The organism is Leisingera sp. M658, assembly GCF_025144145.1.
In the GTDB taxonomy this organism is placed as follows: domain Bacteria; phylum Pseudomonadota; class Alphaproteobacteria; order Rhodobacterales; family Rhodobacteraceae; genus Leisingera.
This window is the reverse complement of sequence record NZ_CP083546.1, coordinates 3472082-3491614: the sequence shown is the minus strand read 5'-3', so window position 1 is coordinate 3491614 and position 19533 is coordinate 3472082. Positions and strand designations below refer to the sequence as shown.

General features: G+C 63.3%; 16 protein-coding genes. 6 read left to right on the top strand and 10 right to left on the bottom strand.

All coding sequences use genetic code 11. The features are described from left to right. Positions 1 to 6 precede the first annotated feature (6 nt). The 6 genes from rodA to K3724_RS17150 all read right to left on the bottom strand — a co-directional run bounded on the left by rodA (position 7) and on the right by K3724_RS17150 (position 6685). Positions 7 to 1158, bottom strand: coding sequence for a rod shape-determining protein RodA (gene rodA, locus K3724_RS17175; RefSeq protein WP_259987570.1), 1152 nt, complete (start codon positions 1156 to 1158; stop codon positions 7 to 9). Continuing rightward, positions 1155 to 3101 (bottom strand): penicillin-binding protein 2, encoded by a 1947-nt coding sequence (gene mrdA, locus K3724_RS17170; protein WP_259987568.1) that lies wholly within the window; start codon positions 3099 to 3101, stop codon positions 1155 to 1157. The genes rodA and mrdA overlap by 4 nt, the downstream gene beginning before the upstream one ends. Next, positions 3098 to 3637, bottom strand: a complete 540-nt coding sequence (locus K3724_RS17165) for a rod shape-determining protein MreD (RefSeq protein WP_259987566.1) — start codon at positions 3635 to 3637, stop codon at positions 3098 to 3100. Before K3724_RS17165 ends, mrdA begins: the two co-directional genes overlap by 4 nt. Next, positions 3630 to 4571 (bottom strand): rod shape-determining protein MreC, encoded by a 942-nt coding sequence (gene mreC, locus K3724_RS17160; protein WP_259987564.1) that lies wholly within the window; start codon positions 4569 to 4571, stop codon positions 3630 to 3632. The genes K3724_RS17165 and mreC overlap by 8 nt, the downstream gene beginning before the upstream one ends. Positions 4572 to 4636: 65 nt before the next feature. Beyond that, the gene (locus K3724_RS17155) at positions 4637 to 5683 is read right to left on the bottom strand and encodes a rod shape-determining protein (protein WP_027257685.1); all 1047 of its coding nucleotides are present in this window, start codon (positions 5681 to 5683) and stop codon (positions 4637 to 4639) included. Positions 5684 to 5902: 219 nt separating this feature from the next. Next, on the bottom strand, positions 5903 to 6685 hold the full coding sequence (locus tag K3724_RS17150) for a hypothetical protein (RefSeq protein ID WP_259987562.1): 783 nt from the start codon (positions 6683 to 6685) through the stop codon (positions 5903 to 5905). Between the two features lie 120 nt (positions 6686 to 6805). Here K3724_RS17150 and K3724_RS17145 point away from each other — a divergent pair, with 120 nt between their 5' ends. Then, positions 6806 to 7600: a 23S rRNA (adenine(2030)-N(6))-methyltransferase RlmJ gene (locus tag K3724_RS17145; protein WP_259987560.1), complete on the top strand. Its 795-nt coding sequence runs from the start codon at positions 6806 to 6808 to the stop codon at positions 7598 to 7600. Between the two features lie 99 nt (positions 7601 to 7699). On the opposite strand, the gene K3724_RS17140 is transcribed toward K3724_RS17145, so the two are convergent. Beyond that, positions 7700 to 9298 (bottom strand): 2-isopropylmalate synthase, encoded by a 1599-nt coding sequence (locus tag K3724_RS17140; RefSeq protein WP_259987552.1) that lies wholly within the window; start codon positions 9296 to 9298, stop codon positions 7700 to 7702. A gap of 241 nt (positions 9299 to 9539) precedes the next feature. After that, the gene (locus K3724_RS17135; protein ID WP_259987550.1) at positions 9540 to 10913 is read right to left on the bottom strand and encodes a PLP-dependent aminotransferase family protein; all 1374 of its coding nucleotides are present in this window, start codon (positions 10911 to 10913) and stop codon (positions 9540 to 9542) included. A gap of 96 nt (positions 10914 to 11009) precedes the next feature. On the opposite strand from K3724_RS17135, the gene K3724_RS17130 reads away from it, so the two are divergent. Next, positions 11010 to 11675 (top strand): pyridoxamine 5'-phosphate oxidase family protein, encoded by a 666-nt coding sequence (locus K3724_RS17130; protein WP_259987548.1) that lies wholly within the window; start codon positions 11010 to 11012, stop codon positions 11673 to 11675. A gap of 59 nt (positions 11676 to 11734) precedes the next feature. On the opposite strand, the gene K3724_RS17125 is transcribed toward K3724_RS17130, so the two are convergent. Then, on the bottom strand, positions 11735 to 13156 hold the full coding sequence (locus tag K3724_RS17125) for an MORN repeat-containing protein (RefSeq protein ID WP_259987545.1): 1422 nt from the start codon (positions 13154 to 13156) through the stop codon (positions 11735 to 11737). A gap of 170 nt (positions 13157 to 13326) precedes the next feature. Between K3724_RS17125 and K3724_RS17120 the strand changes: the two genes are divergently transcribed. Both K3724_RS17120 and K3724_RS17115 read left to right on the top strand, forming a co-directional pair. Next, positions 13327 to 14985: an NAD+ synthase gene (locus K3724_RS17120; protein ID WP_259987537.1), complete on the top strand. Its 1659-nt coding sequence runs from the start codon at positions 13327 to 13329 to the stop codon at positions 14983 to 14985. 179 nt (positions 14986 to 15164) lie between these two features. Then, a complete protein-coding gene (locus K3724_RS17115; protein ID WP_259987536.1) occupies positions 15165 to 16496 on the top strand; it encodes an FAD-binding oxidoreductase in 1332 nt (443 codons plus the stop codon). Positions 16497 to 16506: 10 nt separating this feature from the next. On the opposite strand, the gene K3724_RS17110 is transcribed toward K3724_RS17115, so the two are convergent. After that, entirely contained in the window at positions 16507 to 17439 is a 933-nt protein-coding gene (locus K3724_RS17110) for an MBL fold metallo-hydrolase (RefSeq protein WP_259987534.1), read from the bottom strand. A 317-nt stretch (positions 17440 to 17756) separates the two neighbouring features. On the opposite strand from K3724_RS17110, the gene K3724_RS24020 reads away from it, so the two are divergent. Continuing rightward, positions 17757 to 17975, top strand: a complete 219-nt coding sequence (locus K3724_RS24020; RefSeq protein WP_409201384.1) for a DUF1801 domain-containing protein — start codon at positions 17757 to 17759, stop codon at positions 17973 to 17975. 123 nt (positions 17976 to 18098) lie between these two features. Further along, positions 18099 to 19424, top strand: a complete 1326-nt coding sequence (gene gltX, locus K3724_RS17100; protein WP_259987532.1) for a glutamate--tRNA ligase — start codon at positions 18099 to 18101, stop codon at positions 19422 to 19424. Positions 19425 to 19533 lie beyond the last annotated feature (109 nt).

Here is a 19533-nt window from a genome sequence, read left to right as displayed (position 1 = left end):
TGATCTTCAGCGCGAGGATTGGCGCGGGCGGTGGATATGGGCGCTTTGCACAATGCCGAAGGCCCCGAGCAGCACAAGCATTGCCGAACCGCCGTATGAGACCATCGGCAGCGGCACGCCGACCACTGGTGCCAGCCCCATCACCATCGACATGTTGACGGCAAAGAACAGGAAAAAGGTGATGGCAATGCCCAGGATCACCAGCGAAGAAAACCGGTCTTTGGCGGCAATCGCCGAAGCAATGCAGAACAGGATGATCAGCATGTAAATGAACAGCAGGGTAACGCCGCCGATGAAGCCGAACTCTTCCGCCAGGGTGGTGAAGATGAAGTCGGTGTGTTTCTCCGGCAGGAAGTTCAGCCGCGATTGCGTGCCCTGCATGAAGCCCCGTCCGGACCAGCCGCCGGATCCCAGCGCAATCTGCGACTGGGTGATGTGATAGCCCGCGCCTAATGGATCCTGCGAGGGGTCCATAAAAGTGTCGATGCGGCGGAACTGGTAGTCCTTCAACAACTGCCAGTCGGTGCCGCGGCTTTGAAATACCGCGCTGACCAGCCCCACGCCGGCTGCGATCACCGCCACGAAATAAGCCCAGTGAACACCGGCCAGGAACATCACCCCGCCGCCGGCGGCCATCAGCAGGATCGAGGTGCCAAGGTCCGGCTGTTTCAGCACCAGTGCCGTTGGCAGCAGGATCAGGAACACTGGCAGCAGCACCCACAAGGGACGCGAGGTCTTCTCGGGCGGCAGCCAGTCGTAATAGGCCGCCAGCAGCATGACCAGCGCGATCTTGGTCACCTCGGAGGGTTGCAGCCGCATGAAACCGATGTCGATCCAGCGCTGTGCGCCCATGCCCACGGTGCCGAACAGCTCCACCGCGACCAGCAGCGCCAGGGATCCCAGGTAGGCCAGCACCGACACATTGCGCCAGAACCAGATCGGGATCATTGCCACCACAAACATGACGCCCAGGCCCAGGGCAAAGCGTTTGACCTGCGGTTCGACCCAGGGGCTGAACGAGCCGCCGGCCACCGAATAGAGCATCAGAAAGCCGACGCTGGACACTGTGATCAGCAGCAGGGTCAGCCCCCAGTTAAGATACAGTATTTTGCGCAGGCCGGAGGGTGTCGATTTGGCGTGATACTCCAGATAGCTCATGCCTTGCTGCTCCTGCTGCCCAAGGGGCGCTTGACGCGTTCGCGCTCCAGCCGTTCCTGCTGCGCCTTGATCCGGCTTCGGTCCCCCTTGGGGTAGGCCTCCAGCGGCGGGGTGCCATCGTAAAGCGCCTGCAGCAGCACGTCGCGGGCAATCGGCGCCGCAGCTCTGGAGCCGCCGCCGCCATGTTCAACCACCACGGCCACCGCGTATTTCGGCTTGTCATAGGGGGCAAAACAGACGTACAGCGCATGGTCGCGCCGGTCCCAGGGCAGATCCTCATTGCGGATCACCCCTGCGGCCCGTTCGGCGGCGGTGATGTTGCGCACCTGGCTGGTGCCGCTTTTGCCGGCCATCCGTATGTTGTCAGCGATGATGCGGGAGCGGTAGCCGGTGCCCCGGCGGTCGTTGCTGACCGAATACATGCCGCGCCGCACCATGCGCAGGCTGTTTTCGCTGACATCCAAGGGCTCGCCCGCTCCGCTGGGCAGTTCCACCCCGTCGAGCGATTTCAGCAGCCGCGGCGTCACGCTGCGACCGGTGGCGATACGAGCGGTCATCACCGCCAGCTGTAACGGCGAGGCAAGCGTGAAACCCTGGCCGATTGAGGAGTTGGCGGTGTCGCCGATCAGCCAGTCCTTGCCATAGGAACGCGCTTTCCATTCCTTGGTCGGCGTAATCCCCTGGGCCACAGCCGACATCGGCAAATCGTGCCTGATGCCCAGCCCGAATTTGTTGGCCATCGCCGAGATATTGTCGATCCCGGTCTTGATCGCCACGTCGTAGTAATAAACATCGCAGGACCGTTTCAGCGAAGTGTTGAGATCCACATGCCCGTGGCCTGCCCGTTTCCAGCAATGAAAGCGGCGGCCGGCAACTTTCAGATGGCCCGGGCACCAGACGGTTTCATCCGGCCCGATCACACCCTGTTCCAACGCTGCTAGCGCGGTGATCATCTTGAAGGTGGAACCCGGCGGGTAGGTGCCCTGCACTGTCTTGTTGGACAGAGGCCGGTAGTTGTCCTCGGTCAGCATCCGGTAGTCAGCGACCGAGATGCCCCGCACAAACAGATTGGGGTCGAAACTGGGGGAAGAGCAGATCGCGCGGATATCGCCGTCTTCGCAGTCAATCACCACAGCTGCGGCGCTTTCCCGGCCCAGCCGGGCCTGCACGTAGTTTTGCAGCTCCGCGTCAGTAGTCAGCTGCATGTCTGCACCGGATATGCCCTCGCGCCGGTCCAGTTCACGCATCACCCGGCCGGTGGCGTTCACTTCGACCCGCTTGGCGCCGGCCTTGCCGCGCAGCACATCCTCGCGCTTGGCCTCAAATCCAACCTTGCCGATCTGGAAGCGCGGGATCAGCAGCACCGGCTCGGGGTCTTCCATCTTGCTCAGGTCATAGTCGGACACCGGCCCGACATAGCCCACTACATGCGCGAAATCACCAAGCTGCGGATAAATCCGCGTCAGGCCGACCTCGGGGGTTACACCCGGCAGGGCGGGGGCGTTCACCGCCACTTTGGAGATATCCTCCCAGCCGATCCGGTCGGCCAGGGTGATCGGCAGGAATGGCGGCGACCGTCGCATCTCGGTGCGGGCGCGCTCCAGGTCTTCCGGGTCCAGCGGCAGCAGGCTCGACAGCTTATCAATCACCGCCTCCACATCGCCGGCATCCTCGGGCACCACGGTAATCCGGTAGGAGGGGGAGTTCTGCGCGATGATCAATCCGTTGCGGTCGAAGATCTGCCCGCGGGCAGGCGGCAGCAGGCGGATGTTGATCCGGTTTTCCTCGGCCAGCAGGCGGAATTCATCCGCTTGATCCACCTGCAGAAAACGCATCCTTGCTGCCAGCCCGCCGGCAAAGGCCACCTGCAGCCCGCCCAGCAGCAGTGCCCGCCGGGTCATCTTGCCATGAGAGACGTCCAGATCCTTGGAATTGCGTTTCATCGGCGGCTCATCAGGGTTTCGGCTTCGGAAGGGGACAATTTACGCACACCCAGAATAGCCTGGCTGACCCAAACTGCCAGCGGATAGGCGGCGATGGTCATCACAATCTGGATCACAGTCAGGCTAAGCGGCGCTTGCGCCACGCCAAACACCACAAGAATCAGCCGGTTCAAAACGGCCATCCCGATCAGGGTCACGCCGGCTGCCAGCCATTCGCTGACGAAGGTGCTTTCCCGGTGCGGGGCTGCACGCGCCTTTAGAAATTCGCAGGCCAGCACCGTCAGCAGCGCCAGCAATCCAGGCGGGCGATGAAACAGCAGATCGGCCAGCAGCATGACCAGCGCAATCGACAGCGCAGGCACAAAATCGGGCCGCCGCAGCGACCAGGTGATTGCCAGCAGCAGCAGGAAATCCGGCGGCGCCCAGAACCTCGGCTCGGTGTTCAACGGCAGCAGGTGAAAAAACATGATCAGCAGCGCCAGTGCCGGAAAGGCTGCGCGCATAGCCCAGATCCGGGCGGGCGAGGTATTAGCCATTGCCGGCCTCAGCCGTGCCTTCGGCGCTGCCGCCACCCAGCCCTTCGGGACGCGGCTGCGGAACCGGATCCCCCGGGGCTGCTCCGACCAGCCCGCCGGGATCCTGGATCACCTCGGTGCCGTGGTGGCGCAGCACCCGCAGAAACTCCAGCCGGCTGTAATCGGCGGACAGCCGCACCCGCATCCGGCCCGAGCGGTCCTTGGCCACCTGGCCGATCAGCAGGCCCGCTGGAAACACTGATCCGTCACCGGAGGAGATCACCCGGTCACCGGGCCGCACAAGGTCGGGATTTTCCAGAAAGCTCAGTACTGGCGCGGCGCTGTTGTCACCGGTGACCAGCGAGGTCTGGCCGGAGGGCTGGATGGTGGCCGGAACTGCGCTGGCGGCATCGGTCAGCAGGATCACCCGCGCTGTGTCGCGCCCGGTGCCGGAAATCCGGCCCACCAGCCCGATCCCGTCCATCGCGGCCCAGCCGTCATGCACCCCGTCGCGGCTGCCCACATTCAGCAGCACCGATTGCCGGAAGGGTGAACCGCTGTCGGCCATCACCACCCCGGTGATATAGGTCAGCTGCGGGTCCAGCCGCACGTTGTTGAAGTCCAGCAGGCGGGCGTTTTCCTGTTCCAGCTGCAGCGCCGCCTCTTTCCAGGCACGCATCTGCCGCAGCTCGCTGCGCAGCTCCCGGTTTTGCTCGGCCAGCCGCTGATAGCTTTGGAAGTCGCGCACCAGATTGACGGCGGCGGTGACCGGCACCATGGCCCAATCCATGCTGGGCACTACCCGGTCAGCCACCTGGGCGCGAAATCGTTCCACGCGCGGGCTGTCGATCCGCCAGACGATGAACACAGCAGCCAGACACAGGCACAAAACCGCTGTCAGCAGACGCCGCAGCGGGGTTGCATAATCGTCGCGCTGTGACTTGTCCTTTGCCACGTCTCTCCTTCCAGCCGCCCCTCCAGCCCGTTGTCAGCTGGCGCCATACAGGCGGTCAGGGGCGTTTAGCTGTCGTAGTCGATGGCGTGGGCCAGCTGCTTTTCGTATTCCAGCGCCTTGCCGGTCCCCAGCGCCACGCAGTTGAGGCTTTCGTCGGCGATGGATACGGCCAGGCCGGTCTGTTCGCGCAATGCCAGATCCAGATCACCTAGCAGCGCGCCGCCGCCGGTCAGCATCACGCCGCGGTCGACGATGTCGGCGGCCAAATCCGGCGGGGTGGTTTCCAGCGCGGTCATCACCGCCTCGCAGATCTGCTGCACCGGTTCGGCCAGCGCCTCGGCCACTTGGGCCTGGGAAATCTCGATTTCCTTCGGCACGCCGTTCAGCAGGTCGCGGCCGCGGATCTGCATCGACTGGCCGCGGCCGTCGTCGGGCATCCGGGCGGTACCGATGGAAGTCTTGATGCGTTCCGCAGTGGCTTCACCGACCAGCAGGTTCTGCTGGCGGCGCAGGTAGCTGATGATCGCCTCGTCCATACGGTCGCCGCCAACCCGGACAGAACGCGCATAGACGATGTCGCCCAGCGACAGAACCGCCACCTCGGTGGTGCCGCCGCCGATATCGACAACCATGTTGCCGGTGGGGTCGGTGATCGGCATGCCGGCGCCGATGGCGGCGGCAATCGGTTCGGCAATCAGCCCGGCGCGGCGGGCACCGGCGGACAGCACCGATTGGCGGATCGCGCGTTTTTCAACCGGGGTGGCGCCATGCGGCACGCAGACGATGATTTTCGGCTTGGAGAATGTCGACCGCTTATGCACCTTGCGGATGAAATGCTTGATCATTTCTTCGGCGGTGTCGAAATCGGCAATCACGCCTTCGCGCATCGGCCGGATCGCCTCGATCGAGCCGGGGGTGCGGCCCAGCATCAGCTTAGCGTCTTCGCCCACCGCCAGCACCTTCTTGACGCCATCCTTGACGTGATAGGCCACTACCGACGGTTCGGAAAGAATGACACCGCGGCCCTTGACGTAAACCAGCGTGTTCGCAGTGCCGAGGTCGATGGCCATGTCCGAGGAGAACAGGCCGCCCAAGTTTCCGAAAAGCGCCATATAGAAGGGATCCTGTGAGTGCTGCCATTGTACCTTAGGCGACTCCCGGAGGAGCCGCCAGCACCAACCTTATAAGCGCCAGTGCGATGCCGCGAAAGGGCGTATTATGGTGAAACAGCGCCTTTCCGCCAAGTCCACGGCGTCATAACAGGCCCCGTCCAAGCGGTCAGGCCAGAACGGGCGCAGAACCCCGCCTGAACCGGCAGCAGCGGGATCAGGTCAGCTGGAGAAAATCCGCTTCATTTCAGCGTCAAAATGCGACCAGGTCAGGCTGGCGCTGTTACCGGCATAACCCTCATAATAGGATTTGCCGCTGGAGGTCGGCAGCCCGGCCCAGATCTTGGCCAGGTTCAGCATGAAGGTCTTGCGCGGCATCTCGGCCTGCAGGAAAGCGCTGTAGCCGGCTTCTTCGATCAGCTGATGCGCCAGCTGATCCTGCAGCTCGGGCGAGAAGCGGGCCTGCGGTTTCACGCCCTGATGCTTGACCAGCCGCCGGAATGTTGCGGGGATCAGCTGGTAGCGCCCGATGGCATGGGGCTGTCCCGGCGTTGCTTTGATCCAGGCGTTGATCTCGGCAACGGTCATCTGCGTGGGTTTCTTCGGCGGCTTGCGTTTGGCGCCGTGCTGCACGGCATCATAATTTGCCTTGCCCGCCTCGGCGCTGGCGATCAGCGACAGCAGGCGGCTTACGCTGGGCGGCGCGCTGAGGAGCGGGGCGAACAGGCTGCCGCCGCTGCGGCCGCGGAACAGGCTGGCGGCACCGGGATCAAGCGAGACCGCGCCGCGCCCGGGATCTGCACCAGGCAGAGTGTCGGGTAAAATGCTGGCCAGCGCCTGAGGCGCCGGACCCGGCGCTGCGCCGGGCTGCGGGGCAGAGGCTTTGTGCAGGAAGAACTGGTTGCCAACCAGCGAATACCCCTGCGCGCTTACTGCCGCCGCGGCGCACAGCAGCATAGCCAGAATTGTAAGGAAGAGGGCAACGGCGCTCGTTCTGAGGGGCATAGGGACCTGCATTCTGCGGTATCTCGACTGACTGCAGTCTGCCCCATCGGGGTTGAGATTCCGTTTATCCTGCGTCCGCTGCCCCTTCCGCCCTGCGGTAATTGCCGCTAGAGGGGGCCTATGCTCTCTTATCAGCACATATACCATGCCGGGAACCTGGCCGATGTCCAGAAGCACGCATTGCTTGCCTGGATGCTGGCCTACCTCACCCGCAAGGACAAACCGCTCAGCTATATTGAGACCCATGCGGGCCGGGGCCTCTATCAGCTGGACGCGGCTGAGGCGGTCAAGACCGGCGAGGCAGAGCAGGGCATCACCCGCATTCTGGCGGACCAGGGCCTGGCAGCAGACCACCCGCTGCACCATGCTCTGACAGAAACCCGGAACCGGCATGGCGGGACTGCCTATCCTGGGTCGCCGCTGGTTGCGGCCTCTTTGCTGCGCCCGGGCGACGCAATGCATTTTGCCGAACTGCACCCGCAGGAACATGCCGCCCTGCGCGCCGCGCTGAGGCCCTGGAAGGCCAAGGTGCATCAGCAGGACGGGTTTGAGCTGGCCATGTCGCTGGTGCCGCCAACACCCCGCCGCGGCCTCATGCTGATCGACCCGAGTTACGAAATCAAAACCGATTATGCCCGCATCCCCGGCATCATCGGCCAGCTGCACAAGAAGTGGAATGTGGGTATCATCGCGCTGTGGTATCCGATCCTCAAGGATGGCCCGCACAAGCAGATGCTCAATGCGCTGGAGGCACAGGCCCTGCCGGGCGCATTGCGGCATGAAGTGGCTTTCCCACCGGTCCGGGACGGGCACCGGATGATCGGCAGCGGCATGTTTGTGGTCAACGCCCCCTTTGGGATCGAAGACGAAACCGCCCGGCTGTCGGCGCTGTTCAAGGGCGTTTCCCGCAAGTAACCGCGTACCGGCTGCCCCGTTCTGCCAGAGATTTCGCATTGAACAAGAAAGGGCGCCGCAGCGGGCGCCCTCTGTTTGTCCTGTCTGTCCAGCCTTGGATCAAGCCAGATCTTTGTAGGAAATCTCGCGGGTGTCAGCGCCTTCGCCAACCCGGCCGCGGCGCACGATCAGGCGGTTCAGCGCGTTCACATAGGCCTTGGCAGACGCCACCACCGTATCTGTATTGGCGCTTTCGCCGGTGGCGATGATGCCGTCTTCCTCCAGCCGCACCGACACAGTTGCCTGCGCATCGGTGCCTTCGGTCACGGCATGCACCTGATACAGCTGCAGACGGGCAGAGTTCGGGTGGATCATGCGGATCGCCTTGAAGGTAGCATCAACCGGGCCGTCGCCCTCAGCCGTCTCGGTGACGTCCTTGCCGTCGATCTCCATCTCGAGGGTGGCTTCCGCCGGGCCTCCGGTGCCGCAGACCACTTTCATCGAGACCACTTTAAGGTAGTCGTTCTCGGCGTCCACACCAGTGCGCATCAGCGCGATGAGGTCGTCGTCAAACACTTCCTTTTTGCGGTCGGCCAGTTCCTTGAAGCGGACAAATACATCCTTCAGCTGGTTGTCACCAACCTCATAGCCAAGGTGCTCCAGCTTATCACGCAGCGCGGCGCGGCCGGAATGTTTGCCAAGCGGCAGCGAGGTGCCGGAGAGGCCCACATCCTCGGGCCGCATGATTTCAAAGTTTTCGCGGTTCTTCAGCATCCCGTCCTGGTGGATGCCGGACTCATGCGCAAAGGCGTTCTTGCCGACAATCGCCTTGTTCGGCTGCACCACAAAGCCGGACACAGTCGAGACCCGGCGCGAGATATGCATGATCTTGGTGGTGTCGATGCCGGTGTGCCAGGGCATGATGTCATTGCGTGTCTTCAGCGCCATCACCACCTCTTCCAGCGCGGTGTTGCCGGCCCGTTCGCCAAGGCCGTTGATGGTGCATTCGATCTGCCGCGCTCCGCCCGCAACCGCGGCCAGTGCGTTGGCGGTCGCCATGCCAAGGTCGTTGTGGCAATGGGTGGCAAAGACCACCTCGTCAGCACCCGGCACCGTCTCGATCAGGCGCTTGATCAGATCGGCGCTTTCCGCAGGCGCGGTATAGCCTACAGTGTCGGGGATGTTGATGGTGGTCGCACCCGCCTTGATCGCGATTTCGATCACCCGGCACAGGTAATCCCACTCGGTCCGGGTCGCATCCATCGGCGACCACTGCACGTTGTCCACCAGGTTGCGGGCATGGGTGACCGTTTCATGGATCTTTTCGGCCATCTCGTCCATGGTCAGGTTTGGAATGGCGCGGTGCAGGGCCGAGGTGCCGATAAAGGTGTGGATGCGCGGCTGCGCAGCCTTGCGCACCGCTTCGGCGCAGCGGTCGATATCCTTAAAGCTGGCGCGGGCCAGACCGCAGATCACCGAGTTCTTCGAGCGTTCCGCAATCTCGGACACCGCGCGGAAGTCGCCTTCGGAAGCAATCGGAAAGCCGGCCTCGATGATGTCGACGCCCATATCGTCCAGAAGCCCGGCAATCTCCAGCTTCTCGTCATGGGTCATGGTGGCGCCGGGGCTTTGCTCGCCGTCGCGCAGGGTTGTGTCGAAAATGACAACACGGGATTTGTCGCCGGAATTTGCGCCGGCAGTCGGGGAATTGTTGGTCATGTCGGTATCTCTTGTCTCTGTCCTAAGCCCTTTGGGGCATCATAAGCCTTTGATGGCGCGCGTGCGGCAATCCTCTGAGCGGGCGCGCCGGAAGGGCACGCTCAGAGGCGGGCTAGGATCAGTAGGGCGCGCAGAGCGGCACCGCGGGACGCGGCGTCGGCAAAGGGGATATCTGCGCAAATGGTCATGCAGGGATTTATACAGAGGCAATGGTAAATGAAAAGCCCATAGGCAGAGAATTTCAGCTTTGCTCTACGATCCGGCGCAGCGTTCCGATTTGGCCGGGCAGCACATCGGCGCAGCTTTGGCAAAATCCGATCAGCAGCCCCTGTGACCGTTTGGCTGGATCATGCGGGGACAAAGGCCGGACGGCGAATCCCGCTTCGGCAGCATCGCGGCAGATCTGCGTGTCGCATCGCTTGCCGGCCAGATGAAAGGCGATCTGCATCCCGGCATTGTGGCGCTGGAAGGAGCCCAAATCCTCTGGCCATGCTGACAGAGCCTCCGCCGCCGCATAGTAACGTTCGGCATATAGCCTGCGGGCGCGGCGGATGTGGCGGTCGTACTGCCCCGAGGCCATGAACTCAGCCAGGGGCCGCTGCGCGGTGATCGCGGCGCCTGCACTGGGGTGGATAAACTGGGCGCGGAACTCTGGCACCAGCGCGGGCGGCAGGATTGCATATCCCAGACGCAGTGCGTGGGAGAATGTTTTGGAAAATGTGCCCGCATAGATGCAGCGCCCCTCGCGGTCGAGCGCGGCCATGGCGGGAACCGGCTGCCCGGAATAGCGGAACTCACTGTCGAAATCATCTTCGATGATCCAGCCGTCCCGGTCCTTGGCCGCTTGCAGAAAGGCCTGCCGCTGCGGGACGGGCAGGGTGCCACCGAGGGGAAACTGATGCGACGGGGTCAGCAATGTGACCTTGGCCATCTGCGGCGGCACTGCCGCGCCGCGTTCCCCGGCCCGCAGCCAGTGCACCTCCCAGCCGCGCGACAGGGCAAACCGCTGCGTCGGGGTAAAACCGGGTGCCTCCAATGCGATGTCCTCGCCGCCGACCAGGAAATCCATTGTCAGCTCCAGCGCTTCGCGGGCGCCGCTGGTGACCAGAACCTGTTCGGCGCTGCAGTCGATCCCGCGCCAGCGGGCAGCATATGCAGCAATCTCGCGACGCAACTCTGGATCGCCAAAAGCATCTTCCTGGTGGCTGAGGCTTAGCGGATCCATCCTTGCCACACGTGAAACACAGCGCGCCCAGGGCCGCGCCGGAAACACCGCCGGATCCGGCACGCCGGGCAGCAGCATCCCCGGAGCTGGCGCTGTCGTTGCGCGAAGGGACCGGGAGGGGGCCGCCGGCGGGCGGATCGGGGCGACATCGCAAACAAAGATCCCCGCGCCGCGCCGGGGTTCGGCGAAACCTTCGGCCACCAATTGATCATAGGCCGTCACCACAGTGGAGCGTGCCACCCCCAGATCCTGCGCCAGCGCCCGCGATGAAGGCAGCCGGGTGCCGATCGCCAGGCTGCCTTCACTGATCCGCCCGCGCAGTGCCGTGACGATCTGCTGATACAGCGGTTCAGCCTTTGTACCGGAGAGCATGCCGGACAGATCAATCATAGTGGACTGCTCATTTTGCAAGGAACTGGAGCTTAATCATAGGCCAATTTGCGCATAGCTGTCGTGAAAAGACAATCAGGAACAAGAGATCAGCCGATGTGCCAGTCCGAAGTGGAAACCGCCCTGAAATCCGAACGCAGCCGCCTGCGCCGCGCGCATGAACGCGGGTTATACGACCGCGAAGCCGTGTATCAGGTGCTGGATGCCATGCCGCTAGGCCATATCGGCTATCAAATCAATGGCAGCACATCGGTTCTGCCGACGCTGCAATGGCGCGAGGGCGATCACGTCTATTGGCACGGTTCCGCAGCCAGCCGGGCAATCCGCGCGATGGAAGGGGCTGAGGTCTGCCTGACCGTCACCTGCATGGATGGCTACGTGCTGGCGCGTTCGGCCTTTCACCATTCGGTCAACTTCCGCTCCGCCATGCTGTTCGGCGTGGCTGAGAAGGTGACGGATGAAGACGCCAAGGCGGCCAGCCTGAAAACGATGGTGGACCACATCTTTCCCGGCCGCTGGGACGCGCTGCGCCCGATGACTGGCCAGGAGCTGAAAGCAACAGCCCTGCTGCGCATGCCGATCAAGGAAGGCGCCGCCAAGATCCGCTCTGGCCCGCCCAAGGACGACGAGGAGGATTACGCGCTGCCGATCTGGGCCGGGGTGGTGCCGATGGCACTGGAGCTGAAGCCGCCGCAGCCGGACCCTGCCAATCTGGAAGGCGTGGCAATGCCCGATCACCTGAGCCGCATCCGTATCGGCTGAAATGGCAAAGGCGCGCCACTCCGGCGCGCCTGAATTCCGGTCTGGAAATCCCGCCTGGCTTACTCGGTCTGCGCGGCGTCCCCGGCCTCGCGGCTCATCAGCGCGCCGTTTTCCCAGGTGCCGTCCGCCTGCTGGCCGCTGGCGTATTTCATCGTGCCCGGCCCCTGCCGCTTGCCGTTGACAAAACTGCCCTCATAGACGTCGCCATTGGCATAGGTCGCGACACCGTCGCCAAAGATCTTACCCTCTTGCCAGCTGCCCTCGTAGATGAAGCCGTCGGGCATTTCGATCTTGCCCTGACCGTGCCGCTGGCTGTCCGCAAACGCACCGGTATAGACCGAGCCGTCGGCATAGGTCACCTTGGCGTCGCCATGGCGCTGCCCGTTCTGCCAGCCGCCCTCGTACCGGTAACCGTCGGCATAGGTCATGACACCCTGGCCGTGGTTCTTAGCATTCTGGAAGTCCCCGGCATAGGTGATGCCGTTGGGGTAGGTCGCGGTGCCTTTGCCCTCGATCACGCCAGCCATCCAAGCGCCTTGGTAGGTGGAGCCGTCGGGATAGGTGATCTTGCCCTGACCCTCAGCAAGGTCGTCCCGGAAGTCACCCTCATAAACCGATCCGTCCGGATAGACCGCCTTGCCTTTGCCTTCGATCTGTCCCTTCACCCATTCGCCGGTATAGGTGTAGCCGTCTTTTTCGGTGAAAGTGCCCATGCCGTGGCGCTGATCGTCCAGAAAGTCACCGGCGTAGACGTCGCCGTTGGCATAGGTCTGCTTGCCGGTGCCATGGCGGCGGCCGTTTTGCAGCTCGCCTTCATAGATATCGCCGTTGGGCTGCATCAGGCGGCCGGTGCCATGCATTTGGCTTGCGGCCCATTCGCCCTCGTAGACCAGCCCGTCCGAGGTCTCCAGCTTGCCCTGGCCCTGCAACTGGCCGTCAGCTACAGCGCCCGCGTAAACAGTGCCCTCGCCGTAGGTGATCCTGGCCTGGCCTTGCTGGCGGCCGGCAACCCAATCGCCATCATAAGAATAGCCGTCAGGGGAAGACATTGCGCCCTTGCCGTGCCGCTTACCATCGGCAAAGCTGCCGTGATACCGCACGCCGCTGGCATAGACCGAGGTGCCGTCGCCATGGATTTGCCCATCCTGCCAGCCGCCCTCATAGGTGCTGCCGTCGGCGCGGGTCAGTTTGCCCAGCCCGTGCGGCTTGCCTTGCGCAAACCCGCCCTCATAGACCGAGCCGTCCGGAAAACGTGCCACGCCTTGGCCGCGCACTTCACCATCGACCCATTCACCGGTGTATTCATAACCGCTTGGCAGCTTGTAGGTGCCGGTGCCATGCTGCAGCCCGCCCCTAAAGGTGCCTTGGTAGACACCGCCGATTTCGTCCTGGGTGGTTATGACGTCACTCTCCTGGGCCAGCGCCGGTGCGGCCAGTGCCAGAAGTGCGGAAAGCGTGAATGCGGTGCCGAAACGGGTCATTGAAACCTCTGCCTGCCCAGGAATTACGGTGCTGCTGCCATATTGGGTTGCTCGCCCGGAAACTAAGCTACCGCAGGCGGGGCCGCAATGTCTTTTACCCTGCGGTCTTTTCCTTGGCGGTCAATCTGGTAAATGGCTGGGGGAGGACATTTACAAAGGGCCAAAGCAGCATGGCAGACCGTTTCCGCGTGACACTGGCGCAGCTGAACCCCACGGTGGGCGACCTGACAGGCAATGCCGCCAAGGCCAAAGCCGCCTGGGAGGAGGGCCGCACCGCCGGCGCCGATCTGGTGGCGCTGCCGGAAATGTTCATCACCGGCTACAACACCCAGGATCTGGTGATGAAACCGGCCTTTCACACGGCTGCCATAGCCGAAGTTGAAAAGCTGGCGGCAGACTGTGCCGATGGTCCCGCGCTGGCAATCGGCGGCCCCTGGATCGAGGGAGGGCGGCTGTACAACGCTTACCTGATCCTCAAGGGCGGCAAGATCGCGTCGCGCAGCCTCAAGCATCACCTGCCCAATGAAACTGTGTTCGACGAGGTGCGGATTTTTGATGCCGGCCCCTTGGGCGGCCCCTATGCGGTCGGCAACACCCGTATCGGCTCCCCCATCTGCGAGGATGGCTGGCACGAGGATGTCGCGGAAACCCTGGCCGAAACCGGTGCCGAGTTTCTGCTGATCCCCAACGGCTCGCCTTATTTCCGCAACAAGATGGAGGTGCGCTTCAACCACATGGTGGCGCGCGCGGTCGAAACCCACCTGCCGGTGATCTACCTCAACATGGTCGGCGGCCAGGACGATCAGGTGTTTGACGGCGGCTCATTTGTGCTGAACCCGGGCGGCGCCCTGGCGCTGCAGATGCCGGTGTTTGACGAGGCTTATGCCCATCTTGATCTGGAGCGCACCGAAGACGGCTGGCGCGCGGTGGAGGGCGATAAGGCGCATCTGCCGGACGCGTGGGAACAGGACTACCGGGTGATGGTCGAATCCTTGCGCGACTACATGGGCAAGACCGGCTTCAAGAAGGTGCTGCTGGGGCTGTCCGGCGGTGTCGACTCGGCGATTGTCGCGGCGATTGCGGTGGACGCGCTGGGTGCTGAGAATGTTCGCTGCGTGATGCTGCCTTCGGAATATACCAGCCGGGAATCGCTGGAGGATGCCGAGGCTGTCGCCAAGGCGCTGGGCGTTCATTACGACTATGTGCCGATCTCCGAAGGCCGCGCCGCGATCACCAAAACGCTGGCGCCGCTGTTTGCGGGGATGGAGCCGGGCCTGACCGAAGAAAACATCCAGTCCCGCCTGCGCGGGCTGCTGCTGATGGCGATGTCCAACAAGTTTGGCGAGATGCTGCTGACCACCGGCAACAAATCCGAAGTCGCGGTGGGCTATGCCACCATCTACGGCGACATGAACGGCGGCTATAATCCGATCAAGGACATGTATAAGACACGGGTGTTTGAGACCTGCCGCTGGCGCAACGCCAATCACCGTCCCTGGATGAAGGGGCCGGAAGGCGAAGTGATCCGTCCCAATGTGATCGACAAGCCGCCCAGTGCCGAGCTGCGCGAGGATCAGAAGGACAGCGACAGCCTGCCGGACTACCCTGAGCTGGACGCGATTCTGGATATCCTGGTCGACCAGGATGGTTCAATCGCAGATTGTGTTGCCGCCGGTTTCGACCGGGATGTGGCCAAACGGGTCGAGCATCTGGTTTACATCAGCGAATACAAACGCTTCCAGTCCGCGCCCGGCGCCCGCCTGACCCCAAGCGCGTTCTGGCTGGACCGGCGCTATCCGATCGTGAATCGCTGGCGCGACCCGTCCTGAGGGTCGCGGTAACCTATTGAAGGCACAGTGTTTCTACGCTTTCTTGCCTCCTGCCTATCTGGCTTTCCGCAGTGATAACGCCCTGATATGCGGCGGAAAAATCACAATGCAGAAAAGCGGCGCACGCTGTGCGGCCTGTACGCTGGACCGAGGGGGCAGCTGCGGGCATAGATGCCCTCATGCCCGGACCAAAGCTGCCTCACTTTCAATCCGATCTGGCCTTGCCCAAGGCCGTTGACGCCGTTGTGATCGGCGGTGGTATCATTGGCGCAGCGACGGCTTTGGAACTGGCTGAACGCGGACATTCCGTGCTGTTGTGCGAAAAAGGCCAGATTGCAGCAGAGCAAAGCTCGCGCAACTGGGGGTGGGTGCGGATGTCCTGCCGCGATCCCCGCGAAATTCCGCTGATGGCCGAGGCGCTCAGGCTCTGGGAAGGGCTGGCCGAACGCACCGGCAAGGAAACCGGCTTTACCTGCTCCGGCATCCTCTACACTGCGGAAACCGCCATGCGCGAGGCACAGCTGGAGCGCTGGCTGCGCAATCTTGACAACTGGGGGCAGAACGCCCGTATGATCCGCAGTGACCAGATCGAGCAGCTGATGCCGGGCCATCAGACCAAGACCCGCAGCGCGCTGCTGACGCCGATAGACGGGCGGGCGGAGCCGCAATTGGCCACCCATGCCATCGCCACCGCAGCGCAGGCGGCAGGTGCCAAGGTGATGACCGAATGTGCCGTGCGCAGCGTTGAAACCGCTGCAGGCCGCATCAGCGGCGTGATGACCGAACGCGGACGCGTTGCCTGTTCCACCGTGGTGGTGGCAGGCGGTGCCTGGTCGCGGCTGTTCCTGGGCAATGCCGGTATCAACCTGCCGCAGCTTAAGGTTCTGAACTCGGTCCTGCGCACTTCGCCGGTGCAAGGCGGGCCGGAAACAGCCATCCGTGCCGCCAGCCTTGGCCTGCGCAAGCGCGCGGACGGCGGCTACACCGTGGCCGATGCTCATGAAAACATTGTCGATATCGTGCCCGACAGTTTCCGGCTGGGTTGGAAATTCCTGCCCAGCTACCGCCAGGAATGGCGTGCGCTGCAATTTCGCCTGTCAGACCGCTGGCGCGAGGAGGCGGCGCAGGCCCGCCGCTGGCAGCCGAACCAGACCACCCCGTTTGAATTGTGCCGGGTGCTGGACCCTGCGCCGTCGCAAAAGGCGCTGAAAAGCGGCTGGTCAACGGCGCAAAAGGCATTCCCAGTGCTGCAAGGCGCCGATGTGGTGCAAAGCTGGGGCGGGCTGATCGATGTCACTCCGGATGCGATCCCGGTGATCTCGCAGGCCGACGGGCTGCCGGGGCTGTTTGTTGCCACCGGCTTCTCCGGCCACGGCTTTGGCATTGGACCGGCGGCAGGCAAACTGGCCGCCGATCTGGTGACCGGCGACGCCCCCGTGGTGGATCCGCACGCCTTCCGCCTGTCGCGGTTTACGGACGGCAGCAGATACGGGCCGCAAACCGGCTATTGAACCGGGCCGCTCAGCCCATCAGCTGATAACTGACCGGCACATAGCGAAAGCCCTCGCCGCGTGTCTCGACAAAACCGGCGGCGGGGAAGGGCATGTGATATCCGATCATCGGCACCTTGTCGGCAGCCAGCATCCCCAGCACCCGCCGGCGCGACGCGCTGGCGGCCTCTGCATCGGCATCAAAACTGAACGCCCAGTCGGGCCGGGCAAAGCTGTAGACATAATGATTGGCCAGATCCGCCGTCAGCAACAGCTGCCGGTTGCCGCTTTCCAGCATGAAGCCCATATGCCCCGGCGTGTGGCCAAAGCTTGCCATCGCAGTGATCCCCGGCGCCACGCTGGCGCCGTCGTCAATGAATGTGGTTTTCTCTGCCAGCGGCGTCACATTGCTGGCTACCAGATCACCAACCCGGTTGCCTGCCTCCATCTGGGACCAGAAATTATACTCGGCAGATCCCATGATATAGCGGGCATTGGCAAAGGTGGGCGTACCGTCTGTCATCAGCCCGCCTATGTGGTCCGGGTGCATATGGGTGATCACAACCACATTGATCTGGTCCGGGGTGACTCCGGCTGCGGCCAGCGCCTTGGCAATACCGCCTGCGCCAAGCCCGGTATCAAACAGCACCAGCTCTGCCCCGGTATCCACCAGCGTAGGCGTGAAGTAGAATTGCAGTGTTTCTGCTGAGACGAAGTTCTCAGCAGAAACTTCGGCAAACTCCGCATCGCTGGCCGCCGCGCCAAACAGCGGTTTCGGTCCGTCACGCAAGGATGAGGCATCCAGCAGCGTGGTGACCGGCTTCTCGCCCAGCTTGAATGTATGGGCAATGGGTACTTCGGCGCGGCCGCCGTGGGCGCCGGCCAGAAGCGGTGTTGCGGTAGCGGCAAGGGGCAGGGCGGCGGCACCGGCCAGGGCTGCACGGCGGGACAGGGAAACAGTCATCAGGGAACCTCCAAGTTGCATTGGACTGCCCGCATCCTAGCGCCGCGGCGGCAGAGGGCTGTAAACAATCCCGTGATGCGGGTTAAGATGCGGGCAGGAGGCCCCCGCCATGAGCCAGAACAAAACCGTCCCGACCGGAGCCAGCGTTGCAGATTTCCTTGCCACGGTTGAACCAGAGCGCAAGGCGGTGGAAGCGCAAGAGCTGGATGCCCTGTTCCGCCAATCCACCGCTTTCACGCCGCAGATGTGGGGCCCTTCCATCATCGGTTACGGGCGCTACCACTACCGCTATGCAACGGGACGCGAAGGAGACTTTCTTGCCACCGGCTTCTCGCCACGCAAGGCGCCATTCGATCTACATCATGCCGGGCTATCAGGACTACGGCGCTATCCTGGCGCGCCTGGGCAAACACAAGCTGGGCAGAAGCTGCCTTTATGTGAGCAAGCTGGCCGATATCGATCTGGAAGTCCTGGCTGAACTGATCCGCACCGGCCTGAAAGACCTCAACGCAATCTGGCCGGTGCAGCCAAGCTGACCCGCGCTTTCCTCTTGCCCCAAATATCCCCGCCGGAGGCACGCGCCGCGAGGCGCGTTAACCCTGCTGAAACTGGACAATCCGCCGCCCATGTGACAAGGCATCGGCAACAGGAGAACCGTGATGACCACCACCCGTTTTGCCCCGTCGCCGACCGGCTATATCCACGTCGGCAACCTGCGCACCGCGCTGATGAACTACCTGATCGCCCGCAAGGCTGGCGGCACTTTCATCCTGCGCATCGACGACACCGACCCTGAGCGGTCCAAGGAAGAATACGTCGATGCCATCAAGCAGGACCTGGAATGGCTGGGCCTGACCTGGGACAAGGTGGAGCGCCAGTCCGAGCGTCTCGACCGCTATGTCGCAGCTGCGGACAAACTGCGCGAGATCGGCCGTTTCTACGAGGCGTTCGAGACTCCGGTCGAGCTGGACCTGAAGCGCAAGAAACAGCTGAACATGGGCAAACCGCCGGTTTATGACCGCGCTGCGCTGGCATTGTCAGAGGACGAAAAAGCGGCCCTGCGCGCCGAGCGTGGCGATGGCGTCTGGCGCTTCAAGCTGGATCACCAGCGCATTGAATGGACCGACGGCATCCTCGGCGATATCTCCATTGACGCGGCTTCGGTCTCGGACCCGGTGCTGATCCGCGGCGACGGTCAGTTCCTCTACACGCTGGCCTCGGTTGTGGACGACACCGAAATGGGCGTGACCAATGTGGTGCGCGGCTCGGACCATGTGACCAACACTGCCACCCAGATCCAGATCATCGAAGCGCTGGGCGGTACCGTACCGTCCTTTGCGCACCATTCGCTGCTGACCGGCCCGCAGGGCGAGGCGCTGTCCAAGCGTCTCGGTACGCTTGCCCTGCGCGACCTGCGCGAAGCGGGCGTGCAGCCGATGGCGCTGCTGTCCTTGATGGCGCGGTTGGGCTCTTCCGACCCGGTGGAGCTGCGTTCGGAATTGGCCGAGCTGATCGATGGCTTCGACATCAACCGCTTTGGGGCAGCCCCTACCAAATTCGATGTCGAGGATCTCTATCCGCTGACCGCCCGCCACCTGCAGTCGCTGCCGCTGGAGGCGGTGCAAAGCCATGTAGACGCACTGGGCGTGCCTGCCGCGAAACAGGCGGCCTTCTGGGATGTGGCCAAGGAAAACATCACCACGCTGAAGGATCTGGCGGGCTGGTGGGAGCTGTGCCGCGATGGTGCCGAGCCGTTGATAGCCGACGAGGACAAGGAGTTCATCGCCGAAGCGATGGCGCTGCTGCCGGAAGGCCCGTATGACAGTGAAAGCTGGAAGACCTGGACCACCGCTGTGAAAGAGGCAACAGGCCGCAAGGGCAAAGGTCTGTTCATGCCGCTGCGCAAGGCGGTCACCGGCATGGAGCGCGGCCCGGACATGTCGGCGCTTCTGGCGCTGATGGAAACGGTCCGCGCCCGCGGCTGATTGAGGTTCGCCGGAACTAAAAAATAGGCGGCGCTTCAAGGTGCCGCCTATTTGCTATCGGGGGCTCCCGCCCGCCGGACCGGCATCAAAGATGCCGTGCCGCCGGTTG